Annotated in this window: 16 protein-coding genes; 2 read left to right on the top strand and 14 right to left on the bottom strand. The window is 53.8% G+C overall.

Annotation, left to right across the window (positions count from 1 at the left end; translation table 11 throughout):
* Positions 1-94: 94 nt before the first annotated feature.
* From EDM58_RS19370 to EDM58_RS19345, 6 genes are all read right to left on the bottom strand, one after another.
* On the bottom strand, positions 95-1,438 hold the full coding sequence (locus EDM58_RS19370) for a dihydrolipoamide acetyltransferase family protein (RefSeq protein WP_122914776.1): 1,344 nt from the start codon (positions 1,436-1,438) through the stop codon (positions 95-97).
* A gap of 21 nt (positions 1,439-1,459) precedes the next feature.
* Entirely contained in the window at positions 1,460-2,443 is a 984-nt protein-coding gene (locus EDM58_RS19365) for an alpha-ketoacid dehydrogenase subunit beta (RefSeq protein WP_122914775.1), read from the bottom strand.
* Between the two features lie 11 nt (positions 2,444-2,454).
* Positions 2,455-3,447 carry a thiamine pyrophosphate-dependent dehydrogenase E1 component subunit alpha gene (locus tag EDM58_RS19360; RefSeq protein ID WP_023554524.1) on the bottom strand — a complete coding sequence of 331 codons (993 nt, stop codon included), beginning with the start codon at positions 3,445-3,447 and terminating at the stop codon, positions 2,455-2,457.
* A gap of 19 nt (positions 3,448-3,466) precedes the next feature.
* Positions 3,467-4,888 carry a dihydrolipoyl dehydrogenase gene (lpdA, locus tag EDM58_RS19355; RefSeq protein WP_122914774.1) on the bottom strand — a complete coding sequence of 474 codons (1,422 nt, stop codon included), beginning with the start codon at positions 4,886-4,888 and terminating at the stop codon, positions 3,467-3,469.
* A 160-nt stretch (positions 4,889-5,048) separates the two neighbouring features.
* Positions 5,049-6,140 carry a Glu/Leu/Phe/Val dehydrogenase dimerization domain-containing protein gene (locus tag EDM58_RS19350; RefSeq protein WP_122914773.1) on the bottom strand — a complete coding sequence of 364 codons (1,092 nt, stop codon included), beginning with the start codon at positions 6,138-6,140 and terminating at the stop codon, positions 5,049-5,051.
* Positions 6,141-6,386: 246 nt separating this feature from the next.
* Positions 6,387-8,453, bottom strand: a complete 2,067-nt coding sequence (locus EDM58_RS19345; RefSeq protein WP_122914772.1) for a sigma 54-interacting transcriptional regulator — start codon at positions 8,451-8,453, stop codon at positions 6,387-6,389.
* A 211-nt stretch (positions 8,454-8,664) separates the two neighbouring features.
* Here EDM58_RS19345 and EDM58_RS19340 point away from each other — a divergent pair, with 211 nt between their 5' ends.
* Positions 8,665-8,925: a DUF2627 domain-containing protein gene (locus EDM58_RS19340; protein ID WP_122914771.1), complete on the top strand. Its 261-nt coding sequence runs from the start codon at positions 8,665-8,667 to the stop codon at positions 8,923-8,925.
* A gap of 28 nt (positions 8,926-8,953) precedes the next feature.
* Here the strand turns inward: EDM58_RS19340 and EDM58_RS19335 are convergent, their stop codons facing one another.
* The 8 genes from EDM58_RS19335 to EDM58_RS19300 all read right to left on the bottom strand — a co-directional run bounded on the left by EDM58_RS19335 (position 8,954) and on the right by EDM58_RS19300 (position 14,666).
* The gene (locus EDM58_RS19335) at positions 8,954-9,862 is read right to left on the bottom strand and encodes a UDP-N-acetylmuramyl pentapeptide phosphotransferase (RefSeq protein ID WP_122914770.1); all 909 of its coding nucleotides are present in this window, start codon (positions 9,860-9,862) and stop codon (positions 8,954-8,956) included.
* On the bottom strand, positions 9,844-10,536 hold the full coding sequence (locus tag EDM58_RS19330) for a glycosyltransferase family 2 protein (RefSeq protein WP_122914769.1): 693 nt from the start codon (positions 10,534-10,536) through the stop codon (positions 9,844-9,846). The genes EDM58_RS19335 and EDM58_RS19330 overlap by 19 nt, the downstream gene beginning before the upstream one ends.
* Positions 10,523-11,080: a copper transporter gene (locus EDM58_RS19325; protein WP_122914768.1), complete on the bottom strand. Its 558-nt coding sequence runs from the start codon at positions 11,078-11,080 to the stop codon at positions 10,523-10,525. Before EDM58_RS19325 ends, EDM58_RS19330 begins: the two co-directional genes overlap by 14 nt.
* 10 nt (positions 11,081-11,090) lie before the next feature.
* The gene (steA, locus tag EDM58_RS19320) at positions 11,091-12,263 is read right to left on the bottom strand and encodes a putative cytokinetic ring protein SteA (protein WP_122914767.1); all 1,173 of its coding nucleotides are present in this window, start codon (positions 12,261-12,263) and stop codon (positions 11,091-11,093) included.
* 131 nt (positions 12,264-12,394) lie between these two features.
* Complete coding sequence (locus EDM58_RS19315) at positions 12,395-12,568, bottom strand: DUF2759 family protein (RefSeq protein ID WP_023554533.1); 174 nt, start codon at positions 12,566-12,568, stop codon at positions 12,395-12,397.
* Positions 12,569-12,698: 130 nt separating this feature from the next.
* A complete protein-coding gene (locus EDM58_RS19310) occupies positions 12,699-13,490 on the bottom strand; it encodes a class I SAM-dependent methyltransferase (protein ID WP_122914766.1) in 792 nt (263 codons plus the stop codon).
* A 2-nt stretch (positions 13,491-13,492) separates the two neighbouring features.
* A complete protein-coding gene (locus EDM58_RS19305) occupies positions 13,493-13,867 on the bottom strand; it encodes a VOC family protein (RefSeq protein ID WP_122914765.1) in 375 nt (124 codons plus the stop codon).
* Positions 13,851-14,666: a class I SAM-dependent methyltransferase gene (locus EDM58_RS19300; RefSeq protein ID WP_122914764.1), complete on the bottom strand. Its 816-nt coding sequence runs from the start codon at positions 14,664-14,666 to the stop codon at positions 13,851-13,853. Before EDM58_RS19300 ends, EDM58_RS19305 begins: the two co-directional genes overlap by 17 nt.
* A gap of 106 nt (positions 14,667-14,772) precedes the next feature.
* On the opposite strand from EDM58_RS19300, the gene EDM58_RS19295 reads away from it, so the two are divergent.
* The gene (locus EDM58_RS19295) at positions 14,773-15,639 is read left to right on the top strand and encodes a LysR family transcriptional regulator (protein WP_122914763.1); all 867 of its coding nucleotides are present in this window, start codon (positions 14,773-14,775) and stop codon (positions 15,637-15,639) included.
* The last annotated feature ends 25 nt before the right edge of the window (positions 15,640-15,664 follow it).

The following is a 15,664-nucleotide window of genomic DNA, read 5'->3' as shown; positions in this document are numbered from 1 at the left end:
TACCCCCAACATTTGTTACGCTTTAGGAAGAAAAAATTGCTAAAAAAGCCGCCCGTGCCACGGAAATGGCCTGGACGGCTTCTTTCGCAATCTGTCAATACAATTTGGTATCCGGTCCGATGCTCTCCAAACGCTGCTTGACGCTTTGCAAGAAACGTCCGCAGATCAGACCATCCAATACGCGATGGTCAAGGGACATGCACAGATTGACCATGGAGCGGATCGCGATCATATCGTCGATGACGACTGGACGCTTGACAATCGCTTCTACGCTGAGAATCGCAGCCTGCGGCGAATTGATAATCGGCATGGATTGTACCGAGCCAAAAGAGCCCGTATTGTTGACCGTGAAGGTGCCGCCCGACATGTCATCCATCGTCAGTTTGCCGGCACGAGTGCGTGCTGCCAGATCATCTACCGACTTGGCGATGCCGAGAATCGATTTTTGGTCGGCGTCTTTGATCACGGGAACATAAAGCGCGTCCTCTGTGGCAACAGCTATCGAGATATTGATATCTTTCTTCACGATAATTTTGTCGCCAGCCCAGGTAGAGTTGATCATGGGGTATTCCTTGAGGGACTCTACGACAGCTTTGATAAAGAACGGCAGGAAGGTCAGATTGAGTCCTTCCTTGCGCTTGAACTCATCCTTCGCCTGATTGCGGAAGTTGACCAGATTGGTCACATCGACCTCGACCATGGTCCAGGCATGGGGCGCTTCATGCTTGCTTTGTACCAGGCGGTTGGCAATCGTGCGGCGAACCGAACTGATCGGGATGATTTGATCCCCTGGTGCCGTTGCCGCTTCGACAGACGATGATGCCGTCGAGGCTGATACCGCTGTTTCGCGGGTGACTTGTGGTGCCGCGGTGTCTGAAGTCTGTGCCGGAGCCGTCGCGATCGCTGGTGCTTGACCGCCAGCATCGATGATGGCTTGCACGTCTTTTCTGGTCACACGTCCGCCCATTCCTGAACCTGTGACACGTGACAAGTCGATGCCATGCTGCTGGGCCAAATGCATGACCGCTGGCGAATAGCGCGGTTTGTCGCCGCCCTGTGCTGGCTGGGAAGGTACGGCCTTCACGTCTGCCTGCACAGAAGCGGTCGGTGCGGTTGCAGGAGTTGTCGCCTGTTGCGTCACGGCAGCAGCAGACGTTTGTTCTGGAGCTGAAGGCGTTGACTCGCCGCCCTCTTCTGCACCTGTTTCTTCTATATATAATATCAAAGTTCCAATTGCTACTGTCTCGCCCTCAGGTACTACGATTTCTGTGACACGGCCCGCCACAGTTGAGGGGACTTCAGCGTTTACCTTATCCGTACTGACTTCTGCCAACGGATCGTATTTGTTAACCGTGTCGCCCACCTTCACCAGCCACTTGCTGATGGTGCCCTCGGTCACACTTTCGCCGAGCTGGGGCATGAGAACTTTTGTCGCCATGCTGTTCGCTCCTCCTCACCTTTAAAAATGGGCCAATTCCTTCATTGCTTCATATACTTTGTCCGGATTGAGCATAAAGAATTTTTCCATAGGAGGGCTGTATGGCATGGCCGGTACATCGGGTCCGCACAGGCGTTTGATCGGAGCATCCAGATCGAACAGACACTTCTCCGCGATAATCGCCGCTACTTCTCCGCCAACGCCGCCTTCCTTGTTGTCTTCGTGCACGATCAGGACCTTGCCTGTCTTGGACGCAGCTTCTGCGATTGCTTCCTTATCGAGAGGATAAAGCGTGCGCAAATCAAGCACATGTGCGCTTATCCCTTCCTGGGCGAGCTTTTCTGCCGCTTGCAGACAGAAGTGAAGAGCCAGACCGTACGAAATCACGGTAATGTCACTGCCCTCGCGCTTGACGTCAGCTTTGCCGATCGGCACCGTATAATCCGTCTCGGGAACCTCTCCCTTGATCAGGCGGTAGCAGCGCTTGTGTTCAAAGAAGAGCACCGGGTCCTCATCACGGATCGCGGCTTTCAGCAAGCCTTTCGCATCATACGGCGTGGACGGAGCCACTACTTTCAGACCTGGGACATTGGTAAACATCGCTTCTACCGATTGAGAGTGATACAAGGCGCCATGGACGCCACCGCCATAAGGAGCGCGGATGGTAATCGGACAAGTCCAGTCGTTGTTCGAGCGATACCGCATCTTCGCAGCCTCGCTGACGATCTGGTTGACCGCGGGCATGATGAAGTCCGCAAATTGGATCTCAGCGATCGGACGCATGCCGTACGCCGCCGCGCCAATCCCGACACCGACAATTGCCGATTCTGCCAGGGGTGTGTCGATCACCCGCGCTTCCCCGAATTCATCGATCAGACCGACCGTAGCACGGAACACGCCGCCGCGCACCCCGACGTCTTCACCGAGTACAAATACATTGGAATCGCGACGCATCTCTTCCCGCATCGCCATCGTAATTGCATCAATATATGAGATGACTGCCATCCGAATCCCCCCTATTCCCCGTATACGTGAGTCAGTGTCGATTCCGGCGTCGGATACGGTGCTTGTTCCGCATACTCCGTCGCTTCATCCACTTCCTGCTGCACTCGCGCCAACAGCTCTTTTTCCTTCTCCTCGTCGAGCAAGCCGATGTCCCTCAGATAAGCGGCGAACACGATCAATGGATCTTTTTTCTTCGCTTCCTCCACTTCCTCGCGCGTCCGGTACACACGGTCGTCATCGTCGCTGGAATGTGGAACGAGTCGGTACATGACCGCTTCAATCAAGGTAGGTCCTTCACCGTTGCGGGCACGCTCCACCGCTTCCTTCATCACGCGGTACACTTCAATCGGGTCGTTCCCGTCGACACTGTAGCCGGGAAATCCGTATCCAATCGCGCGATCCGCTACACTTTCGCAAGCCAATTGCTTTTTCAATGGAACGGAAATCGCGTACTTGTTGTTTTGGCAAAAGAAAATGACCGGCAGCTTGTGAACACCCGCAAAGTTGGCTCCCTCATGGAAATCTCCCTGATTGCTGGAGCCTTCTCCAAAGGATGTATAGACGACCAGGTCTTCCTGTCTCATTCTCCCCGCCAAAGCAACTCCTACTGCGTGCGGGACCTGAGTAGTCACTGGACTGGAGCCCGTCAGGATATTGAATTTTTTGCCGCCGAAGTGGCCGGGCATTTGGCGGCCGCCGCTATTGGGATCTTCCGCTTTGGCGAAGGCAGACAGCATGCAGTCACGCGCAGTCTGTCCAAATACCAGCACAAGCCCCAAGTCGCGGTAGTACGGACACAAGAAGTCCTTGTTTGGTTGCAAGGCAAAAGCGGCGCCTACCTGCGCGGCCTCCTGCCCCTGGCAAGAGATGACGAACGGCACCTTGCCCGCTCTATTCAGCAGCCACTGGCGTTCATCGATTTTGCGAGCCAACAGCATGTAATAATACATATCGACCACTTGCGCATCGGTAAGTCCCACTTCTTCATGGCGTTTGCTAGTCATCGTCGGATACCCTCCTTCACTAATTGTGAATCGCTTTGCCGTCTACGGCCAATGCTGCTTCCATGATGGCTTCGGACAGCGTCGGATGCGGGTGGATCGTCTGACCGATCTCCCACGGCGTCGCATCCAGCACGCGTGCCAGTCCCGCTTCGGAAATCATATCCGTCACATGCGGACCGATCATGTGCACCCCGAGGAGGTCATTGGTCTTGACGTCGACTACCAGCTTGACGAAGCCGTCATTCTCCCCTTCGATTAATGCTTTGCCCAGAGATTTAAAGCTGAATTTGCCGACCTTCACCTCAAAGCCTTGCTCGCGTGCCTCTTTTTCCGTCCAGCCGACATTCGCCACTTGCGGACGGCTGTAGGTGCATTTGGGCACCTGTGTATAATCCAGCGGATGCGGCTGCAAACCTGCCATGTGCTCGACTGCCAAAATCCCTTCGTGGGAAGCGACGTGCGCCAGCTGCAAACCGCCGATTACATCACCAATGGCATAGATGTGAGATTCAGCCGTTTGGAAATGCTCGTTGACCACGACAGCCCCTTTTTCCACCTTGATTTCTGTCGCTTCCAGACCAAGGTTCTCCACGTTGGCCTGTCGCCCGACGGAAACGAGAATTTTGACAGCTTCAAAGGTTTGAACACCGTTTGCCGTCTCCGCCTGAATCTTGACCAGACCGTCTCCCTTTTCTACGGACTCAGCCAGCACCTTGGCTCCGGTCACGATCTGCACCTTGCGTTTTTTCAGCAATCGCGCCATTTCCTTGCTGACTTCCTCATCTTCCGTCGGGAGGATGCGGTCTGCGTATTCGACTACCGTCACATCTACTCCGAAATCATTCAGCATGGATGCCCATTCGATGCCGATCACGCCACCACCCACGATGACGACGGACTTGGGCAACTCTTCCCACTCCAAGGCTTCATCGCTCGTTACGACTTGTGTCCCGTCGATCGTCAGGCCAGGCAATGTCCGAGGCCGCGAGCCTGTCGCCAGCAAAAGAAAACGAGGAACGATCATTTCCTGATCGCCGTTCTCCTTCTCGATTCGCACGGCACCTGCCTGAGGGGAAAAGATAGAGGGGCCCATGACGCGGCCGAAGCCCTCAAAAATGGTGATGCTGCCTTTTTTCATCAGAAACTGGACGCCTTTGTGCAGCTGCTCAATGATGCTTTTCTTGCGCTCCTGAACCTTGCCGAAATCGTACCCTACCTCACCAGCCAGCACGCCGTACTTGTCGCTCTCCTTCAAGGTTGCGAATACTTCCGCACTGCGCAAAAAGGCTTTTGAAGGAATGCACCCTTTATGAAGGCAGGTTCCCCCGAGCTTTTCCTTTTCCACGATCGCGACCTTCATCCCCAGCTGGGAAGCGCGTATCGCTGCAACATAGCCTCCTGTTCCTCCACCCAGGACAACCAGATCAAACTCCTGAGACATGTTTGACATCCCCTTTCATCCCGGAAGCAAGCAGCACCGGGTTTCTCCACGATGTATGGAATGGCTAGTATGAATATTCGAAAGAACGTTGCGTATGTAGACCCTGACCCCCTCTACCAGAGGGAGAGCAGGCCAGGGAATCGATCATGCTTCACTTCTATTAACGATGGTAAACAGTCTTGCCATTTTGCAGGAAAGTATTACGTGATTTTGCGACACTTGCGATTCTTTCTTCCGCCATGCGGTCTGCCGCCTTGTAGGAAGGAACACCGTCGCGCTCGGCAATCTCGAATACCCGCAAGATATTGTCGTAGATGGTCTCCACTTTTTTCAGCGCGCGCTCGCGATTGTAGCCCTGGAGCTCATCGGCCACGTTGATGACACCGCCTGCATTGATCACGTAGTCAGGCGCATAGATGAGGCCCATCTCGTGAATTTGATCGCCGTGTCTTTCTTCTTTCAGCTGATTGTTGGCTGCCCCAGCGATTACTTTTGCCTTGAGCAAAGGAATCGTGTCGTCGTTGATCACTGCACCCAGTGCGCAAGGAGAGAAAATGTCGCATTCCACTCCGAAGATTTCATTGACGCCGACGGCTTTTGCACCGAAGTCATTCACGGCGCGATTGACATTTTCTTCATTGATGTCCGTGACGATCAGGTGGGCGCCTTCTTCATGCAGGTGGCGGCAGAGATTGTACGCGACATTCCCGACACCTTGCACTGCCACGACGCGACCGGATAAATCATCGCTGCCGTAAGCACGCTTGGCTGCGGCTTTCATCCCCCGGTATACGCCGTAGGCAGTCACCGGAGAAGGGTTGCCGCTGGAGCCGAATGCAGGAGAGACGCCTGTGACGTAATCCGTTTCGAGATGGATCAGGTCCATGTCGGCTACAGAGGTTCCCACGTCCTCGGCAGTGATGTAGCGCCCGTTCAACCCCTGGATGTAGCGTCCGAAAGCGCGGAACAGCTCTTCGCTCTTATGCTGGCGCGGATCGCCGATGATGACGGCTTTTCCGCCTCCAATATTGAGTCCTGCTGCGGCATTTTTATAAGTCATTCCGCGTGCAAGGCGCAAAACGTCGACAATCGCTTCTTCCTCGTTTTTGTACGGCCACATGCGGGTACCGCCCAGTGCCGGACCAAGTGTTGTATCGTGAATACAAATAATGGCTTTAAGACCGGAATTCTGATCCTGGCAAAAAACCAGCTGCTCGTAATCGTATTTTTGCATGTAATCAAAAATGCTCAATGAAGAAACCTCCCTAGTATCATTCAGTCTCTGCTTCGTACGTCGATCAGCGCTCGGCCTAGATGCAGGAGAGAATACATGACTCGCCATAATCTACGTTGCAAGTGTCGTGCCAAAAGACAAGCAGTCTTGAAAGCGCTTTATTTTACTGGCTTTTGATACAAAATAGGATCGAGCTACCCTGCAAAATTTTGCACTACAACGCAAGAATTTGCATGCAAAAATTTGCACAGTTCATCTTTCTGATTACTGCTCCTCTTCTGTTATCCCGAGTTTTTCCATTTTGTAGTACAGGCTGCGTACTGCAATCCCCAATCGCTTTGCTGCCATGGTGCGATTTCCTTTGGCCGCCTTCAGTTCTTGCAGGATATGCTTGCGCTCAGCTTCTTCAACGGCTTCCTTCAACGTTTTTCCGGATGACTGGACGTCCATCGCTTTTTCCGTCTCCGCGCTTGCAATGTTGCGCTCCAGTGGAGGAAGATGCTCCGGCAAAATGACCCGTTCGTGCAAACGCATGTGGATCATCGCTCTCCCAAGGACATTTTCCAGCTCGCGCACGTTTCCGGGCCATGAATAGCTGTGCAGCATCTGCAACGTGTCCGGGGCGATTTGCTCGACATTGCGGCCGTACTCCTGGTTTTCTTTGCGCAACAAATGCATTGCCAAAGGCTCGATGTCATCCTGACGCTGACGCAGCGGCGGTATGTAGATGGGGATGACATGAAGCCGATAGTAGAGGTCTTCGCGGAATCGGCCTGCTTGGATGGCGGATTCCAGATTCACGTGCGTCGCTGCAATCACGCGGACGTTGATGGCAATCGGTTTGGTTCCTCCGACGCGGACGATTTCACGTTCCTGCAGGACGCGCAAAAGCTTGACCTGCATCCCCATCGACAATTCGCCGATCTCGTCCAAAAATATCGTCCCATCGCTTGCCTCTTCAAACAGACCCCGCTTGCCGCCGCGCCGCGCACCGGTAAACGCCCCTTCTTCATAGCCAAACAGCTCGCTTTCCAGCAGACTCTCGGAGATCGCGGCGCAATTGACACGGATAAAGGGCTTGTATTTTCTTGCACTCTCATTGTGAATGGCATGGGCGAAAAGCTCTTTTCCCGTCCCCGATTCTCCCCTAAGCAAGACCGTGGCCGGCGTCATGGCTGCCCGTTTGGCTTGTTCGATCGCAGCATGCATCGATTCGCTGCGTCCGATAATATCCGCAAACGTGTACTTGGCTTCCAACGTACGGATGATGCGGTGCGCCTTCTCCAGCTCCTCGGTCAGACGCTTGAACTCGGAAATGTCGTGTACAACCCCGACACTCCCCTTCAATTGGCCGTCGACGAGGACGGGGGCGACGTTGACAATTACGTCCTTGCGTTTGGAGCCTACCTTCATAGGCACTCCGCGAACGGCTTTTCGCGTTTGGAGCACTTGCATGTGCATGCTTTCGCCTTCCGAAATATCGACAGTCGCCGGTTTTCCGATGACGTCCTCTGGAGTAAGTCCCGTCAACCTCGTGTACGCCGGATTGATCATCAGCCCGTTGCCATTCTGGTCCACGACCGAGATCGCCTCGTCGGAGCATTGGATGATCGCTTCCAGCATGCTTTGCAATTCTTTCAGATCTGTAATTTCCTCCGCCAGCGCCATCACTTCCGTACTGTCCCGGAAAATGGCGACTGCCCCGACGACCGCTCCCCGCTCATTTCGCACAGGCACCCGATTGGTGATAATGCGCGTCTTGTTGGGAAGGATCTGCTTCTGGTTCAATTCGGGCTGACCAGTCTCTAATACGATATGTAACCGGGTGTTGGGGATTCGCTCTTCTACTCTAGTATCCAGCACAGAAGCGGCATCCATCCCCATCAATCGTTCTGCTGCCTTGTTAAAAAGCGTAATGATGCCATGGCGATTGACGCCGATAATGGCATCGTGCGTAGAGTTGAGCATCGTTTCACGTTCCCGCTGATTTTGCATCATGGCTGCAATCAGCTTGTCTCGCTCGCGAATCAATCGCATCACGATCCGCGTAAAGGTGCCGGGGATCAGTACTGTCTTTTCGGGCTTCAGTCGCCTAAGACACTCGTACTCCCGTACATCACCGGTGGCTTCCAAAATGACATCCAGATCTTCGTCCAGGTAATCCCGATAGTCCGTGTCTACCGGTATTCCGAAGGATCGGGCCAAGGCGAGTCCTGGTGCGTCCTCACTCCGATCCACAACCGCGACAATCTTCATCCGTTCCATCTGATTGAGCATCCGCAGCAGGGCTGTTCCGCCCCGTCCCGCTCCTACGATCAGCAGCTTGTGCATGGCACGCCCCTCACTTTACCCTTACTCGCTATCCATTGTACTCCAATGAAGCATGGATGGACAGGCGATCTTCCCTAACGTGCGCTCGCTCAATGCTTTCCGCTTCTGGACAAGCCACAGGGCTTCCGCTATGATGGGAAAAGGAAGAAACAGCGGTCGTCGATGCATCGCCGGGTGAGAGTCCGGTCATGAAGAAAGGTGTGAAACACCCTTGCTAGGTCAAAAATTAGTCGCGCTTCTGATCATGGTGATCCCTGCTGCTATCGCCATGTTTGGAATCAAGCTGATTCGGGATGCCTTTTTCTTTTCCATGGACCCGGATGTCGGCTTTTTATGGGGAAAACTGATCCTCGGGGTGCTGTGCTTTGCGATCCCGATGGCGTTTATAGCTGGCTTTATCTTGCATCACGAGCGCAAAAAAAATCGGGTTCAGCCGCGTTTCATGATTCCTGAACCGGAAGATGATGAGTAAGAGGACGGCGTCAGGGAGAACCAGGCATTCAGGTGCTTGGTTCTTTTCTATGATTGGCCATCTCGGATGATCGGCCCCATCTGTCCATTCGCTCCAGCCACTTGACGCGCGCGATGATCTGGGAAAACGAGACGAATTCCGCGAGCACATGGAGCAGGACAAAAAACAGCAGCAGCAATGCTTGTCCCTCCCAGGAGATTCCCCGAATGAGCGCAAAGCCAGCAGCGAAGCCTAGCGCATTGGCCCCGGTGTCGCCGAGCATGATCTCCCCCCTGGCATCATGGCGGAACAGCAAAAGGGACGAGACAAACAGCGGACACAGCCAGATCCAGACAGACGGCTGGCTGAAGTCGCGCAGGGCGAACAGGGAAACGATGACCCCGACAATGAGAATCAGCCAAAAAACCTTAATCGCCCGGGCTGGCCGCAAGTCAAACAGATTGAGCAGATTCGAGGAGACAGCCAGCAGACAAGCTGCGAGCAGCCACATGGCCAAAGAATCGGTCAACCCGTACGCGACCGCCATGGCCGTGCAGCCTCCTCCCCACACTTTCCACAAGCCGCTCGTCACCTTGCGCTCGCGCAACAGAACGCCAAAATGACCGCGAAAGCCCTTGGCCTCCTTATCCAGCGAAACATCGTCCAGCCAGCCCCAATAAGCCATCGACAAAAGCCCTGCCAATAGCAGGCAACCCTCTACCAGAACTTCCTTCTCTACCTGTTTCCATCCCCAGTAAGCGAGTATTGCCGCCCAAGCCGCCACACTGGACACGACGAGGACGAGACCTCCGGCAGTCACTACTTGGAGACCTTTATAGTTCGTCCGGGTCAATCCTCTGTCCCTCAATTTTTGCCGGACAACAGGTAAAAGCGGCCCCTGCAACAGAATGGGAATCCCCAATCCAAGCACCAAGGCCGTTATCCATTCCGTGCCCATATTTGTCCCTCCCACCACTTGCGGCAAAGGGTTCGACCGATTGCCAAAAACTCTTTTCCCCGGTGTCGATAGCCAGACCAGTCATTTCCTGTTTCCCGATGAGAAAACGGCACAGGAACTTCCATGACCCGATACCCTGCCCGAAGTGCGTCCACCGTCATTCCCACCTCGACGCCAAATCCGCCATCCAGCTTTCGCAAATGATGTAGAAGTTCACGGCGTACCGCTCTTTGTCCAGACAAGGGAGCATTCGGCTCGAATCCCGTCAGGTAACGAATGCCGTGATAGGCCAAGCCCTTGGCCAGTCCCATGCCTGCCCGTACTTTCGGTCTGGGCAGTACTGCGACAGCCAAATCACAACGATCCTCCAAAAGCGGTGCCAGCAGATGGACTGCCTCCCCGGCGCTTTCCCGCAAATCCGCATCGAGCAGCAGGATGATGTCTCCCGTCGCTTGCTGCCAGCCAACCTGCAGCGCAGCACCCTTCCCTTGGTTGGCGGGCATGGGGATGACCAGATCGGCCCATTGACTCGCCAACTCCCGGGTGTTGTCTGTGCTGCCGTCATCCACAACGATAACCTCTTCACTGATAAATCTCTCGCGAATGGCCCGCAGAGTCGCACTGATAGTCTCCGCTTCATTGTAGGCCGGGATCACGATGCTAACTCTTTTCATGTTCGATCCTCATTTCAGCAAGGAGTTTTTGTACATTTTCAAGCAATTCCCATTGGGCGGCCGGCGTGATCGGGACCTGCTCCACCTGCAGCCAGCGGCTATCACTGGGCAACTGCGACAGCCAATCCGGCTTCGCCTGCCCAAACAGCAAGACCGGGCCATCGATCTGCGCAATTCCACCCTCGACTTTCACCAGCTCGATTCCGACGGATTCCATCACTTGAGCTATTCGCCCCAATTGCAGGTCAGGTTGATGCCACAGGTACACCCTTTTGCCCTGCAAGTCGTTGGCATAGCGCATCGCCATCAGATGGATGACATCCTGATTGCTTTGTTCCATTTCCTTCAACAGCTGCCTCATTTGTTGCTTCAGCTCATTATTGCTCTTCAAGGCCCGATCGTATTTCTCTTCCATTCTCGTCAGCACTTCTTTTTCTCCCAGGGCGAACCAGTTCTGACCCGCTGTCCCTCCCAGCAGAATCCCTATTCCCAGCGCAAAAAAAACCGCAATCAGGGAAAGGAGATGATAGCGAAAATGAATCATGCCCTACCTCCTAAAACGCCCATAATCGCCACTGCATCCAAATCATTTGGGCCGCGTGACGGGCGACGGGATTGATGGCGAGAGCAGCTCCGATCGGCACGAGCATCGCGACCAGACACCAGCCCCACAGCTTCCACGACCAACGCGGCTGATACAATTGGCTTACTCCTTTGGCATCGACCAGCTTGGGCCCGATCTTGGTGCGTACCAACAAGGTGCTCGCCATGCCTTTTCGTCCTTTTTCCAGAAAATCAATCATGTTCGTATGCGTCCCAATCGTGACGATCAGCTCTGCCTCGTGCTCAAAGGCCAACAGCATCGCTACGTCCTCGCTCGTACCGGGGGCCGGCAGAATCTGGTAAGGAATACCCAGCTGCTCCACGCGCTCTTCTCCCGGGCAGCTCCCGTCGGGAAATGCATGGACGACTACTTCTGCGCCACACAGCAGGGCCCTGTCTGAGATGCTGTCCATATCCCCTACGATCAGATCGGGCTGGTACCCCGACTCGAGCAACGCATCCGCTCCCCCATCCACACCAATCAGGACAGGACGGCACTCTCGGATATACGGGGCGAGTGTGGTCAAGTCTTCCTTGTAATGTTTGCCTCGCACGACGACGACCACATGCTTTCCTGTCATCTGGACTTTCAACCTCAACGGACAAAGCGGTTTTAAAAACAGGTCCTTTTCACGTCCCGCATACTGCAGGGTGTTGTCAATAAACAGGGACAAGGTATGGTCCAGACGCGAATGGGCTTCCTTCCTTTTCGCGTAAATCTTCTCGTCCGTTACAGGGCGCAATGCTGTGAGCGGATGCCATTCCGACGTTGAATATGTAAACAACACATGATCGCGAATGCTGATATATCGGCCGTCCAAAGCTTCGATCCAGTCTGTGGGACTCTGTTGTGAATCTTGCTCCCACTCAAAGAGCGGCACACCGGCTCGCAACAGCAAAAGGGCTCCTTCCGCCGGATAATGGCCTGTCATGAAAGGAGACAAGTTGATGACAGCCTTCACATCCGCTTCCAGCAAGGAGCGGGCGGCCATTTCGTCCACATCGGCGTGATCAATCAAGGCGATCTGCTGGGAGAGGATACGCTTGCATAATTGCTTCGTCCTGCGGTCGGCTGCTACGACGGCGGTATACGATTGAATACCCGGATGTTTACGCTTCGCCACCTGCTCCACCTCCCTTTCTAGTATGCTAAATATTTCCGGCTGCCATGCGTGAAAATGCGAAAAAGGGGCTGACTCCAAAGTAGAGAGAATCTACCTTGGGTCAGCCCCTTTTTACCTAGAGCGTACTTGCTCTATCCTTGTGTAGCGTAGTAAATGATCAGTCCATCACAGAACAGAAAAACCACCAGAGAGATGAAAGCGAAGGCGCTGGCGAATTTGTTCTTTGCCTTTACAGAGCGCAAGAAACCCCATGCAATCAAGATTGTGAAGACCAACATCAGAAAATCGAAGAAAATAATCTTCATAGTTGTAACAACTCCTTTAAAGAGATGAAGCTAACCGGAATACAATGCCAATTTTCATTATATAGCTTCGCCCATTCTGTTACAAGTCGAATCCTATTTGTGACAGCGGAATTCACAATTACTAGGTTATTTACGCTAGTATGCCTCCATCTCTTTTCCCTATCCAAATGCTCCAGCGATCCTGCTCAACAATTTCAGTTTGCCCGTAAAGCTTTTGTCTCATCGCATCAATCAGCTCGTCCAGTTCCGCATCTGTCAGCGCATGCAGGATCGAGCGCCCCGTGCGTGCCCGCACATCAGCTTCGAGCTCGCGCCAATCCGCGTACCTTCGTCTGGTCTCCAGCAAGCTGCGGCATTCCAGCGCTGTAAATCCATTCTTTGCCATCGCATCTTCTACCTGCCCTCTATCAGGGCGACGACTTCTCTCTTTTTCCAGCAAAAAGGGAAAGACTTCGAAGAAAAAACCGCGGATATGTCGGGGCGAACCCGGAACCATGACGTCCTCCATCGTCCGATCCTGCACGATAGCCACTCCTCCCGGTGCCAATAGCCTGCACGCCTCGGCAAAAAAACCTTCCAGGTCCGTCAAATGATGAATCAAGGCCCGGGCAAAAACAATATCTACGCTGGCGTCAGGCAAACCTGTATGAAGGGCATCTCCATATACAAAAGCAAGTGAGTCCTGCCCCGCGGCCTGACTGCGTGCTGTCCCTAGCATAGCGTGGGAAAAATCGACACCGACGACGGATTTGGCTCCGAACTCAAGCCAAGCCTGGCTGTAAATGCCGCCTCCACATCCCACATCGACCACCCGTTTGCCTGCGGGGTCGATAATGGCGCGCATCGCTTCAAGCCAAGTCTCGTCTGCTGAACGCCCGCTGTAAGCCGTTTTGTTCTTTTCATCATGAAAATTGATATTCACGATTATCGAACCTCCATGAACTCCAGCCGATTGCCAAAAGGGTCCTCGGTAAAGAAACGGATGAGCCCAGGGATCTCATCATCCAGCCGATAAGCAACTCCATGCTCCTCCAGATGCCGCATCAGGGTTTCGATATTGCGGACGAGGAAAGCAGGGTGTGCTTTTTTGGCCGGTACAAAGGAAGCCTCTACTCCGACATGGATCATTTGCATGCCGCAGCGAAACCAAGCTCCGCCTCTGACCCGCAGTTTTTCTGGCTTTTCTACTTCCTCCATGCCCAGCAATCCGGAGAAAAAGCGGCGCGCCTCCTCCTCACAACCCGCTGGAGCCGCCAATTGCACGTGATCCAGTCCCATCCATTCAAACCTCATCGCCATGTTGATCATTTCCTTTCTTTTGACAGATCGCCATCCACTCGTCCAACTGATGGGTCAGCACACGCTGATTTTCCACTTTTACCTCCAGATAGGCCTGCCATTGTTCTTTTGCTTCAAGAATGAATTGCTCCACCGCAGCTTCTTGCTGCGGTCCTTCGGAAGTCCGCCGCACCCACGCGGGGAAGTCAAAACGCTTTTTCCGATCACGCTGACGCAAGACCTGCAAGCGATTGGCTGCAAACAGCTGCTGCCATTGTTCTACGGAAAGACAACGGCCATGGCTGCGGTCGCGCATTTTTTCGATGCGGTTGATAAAGTCTGCCAGCTCTGGGTCTGCGGGGACCACATTATCGATAAAAAGGAACCGTCCTCCTGGCCTTAATACCCGTGAAACCTCGCGAATAAACTGCTCCGGCTGCGGGAAATGGTGTGCGGCAATGCGGCAAGTCACCGCTTCAAAGGATTCGTCCAGAAAAGGCAATTGCTCTGCGTCTGCCTGCACGTAGAGGATATTCTTCGTCCCCGCTCGCTGATTGGCACGGGATGCCGCTTCAAGCATGGGTCTCGTCAGATCGGTGGCAACGACCTGTCGGACATGGGGAGCCAATGTACGGGCCACATGCCCGCCACCGGTTGCGATATCGAGCACGATCCACTGCGGCTGCGGTTCAATCCAATCCTTCAGCAATGCAAGATCGTCCCCCTGGGCATGGCTCGGGCTTTGCACGTAGTGCTCCGCATTTTTCCCAAACTGTTCCTGCACGGCCTGTTTCTGCTCATTCGTTGCTTTCTGTGGCATGACTACCACCTCCTGTCCTCATTGTATTCCCAATACGTACCATTTTGTTATAGAATATCGATAACCCGTTATCGAAAAACTCGATAATCAAAAAGGAGAGCAACAGATGGATCAACAAAGCTTGGAGGTTTTTCTCGCAGTCGCCCGTCATGGTTCAATCAATCGCGCAGCCCAAGCCCTCTTTTTGGCTCAGTCCACCGTCACCCACCGCATTCAGCAATTGGAAAAACAGCTGGGGACGGCTTTGTTTATCCGCAGTTCCTCTGGCGTGGAGCTCTCTGGCGAGGGAAGAAGATATCTCCCGATCGTCGCGGGCATCGTCGAGCAGATGCGGCTATTGACAACACCATCTGAGCAGCGCCAATCCCTTACCATCGTCGCCGGCAAGTCATTTATTGCCACGGAGCTGCCGCGGCTGCTAGGAAAATACCATAAAGCTCATCCACAGTTCACCTGTTATGTACGCTCGACGCTTTATGAGGAGTCGCTTTCGGCTCTCCTGAGCGGAACGGCAGACATCGCTTTCTTGGGAAGCGAAATCTACCACCCGCACATCCACCAGGAATTTCTGCCAAGCGATCGCATTCTGCTGGTTACAGCACCGACACATCCTTGGGCGAAGCATTTTCCCGGCTTTCAGGGTTGGGGAAACGAACCGATGATCGTTTTTGGCAATCACACGGCACCCTTTCGGCAGCGTGTAGACCGTTTTTTGGCGCAGCAAGGCGTCTTTCCGAACATCATCATGGAATTGGACAGCTTTAGTGCTGTCAAAAAAATGGTGGAGCAACAATTGGGCATCGCCTTGCTCCCTTCTCGCATCGTGGAAGAGGAAGCCGCTGCAGGACGCCTGTGCGTACATGATATTGCCGATGGCGCCTTGACCCGTCCGACTCTTCTTGCTTATTTACTGCCAAAAAAAGAGGACGACCTGGTTGTGCAGTTCGTCCACTGGTTAAAAGCCCATTATTAAGGTTGAATATTGAAAAGTATGCTCG

The organism is Brevibacillus panacihumi (assembly GCF_003710985.1).
In the GTDB taxonomy this organism is placed as follows: domain Bacteria; phylum Bacillota; class Bacilli; order Brevibacillales; family Brevibacillaceae; genus Brevibacillus; species Brevibacillus panacihumi.
Note: the sequence above shows the minus strand (reverse complement) of the source record. Positions and strands in the feature narration are given on the sequence as shown.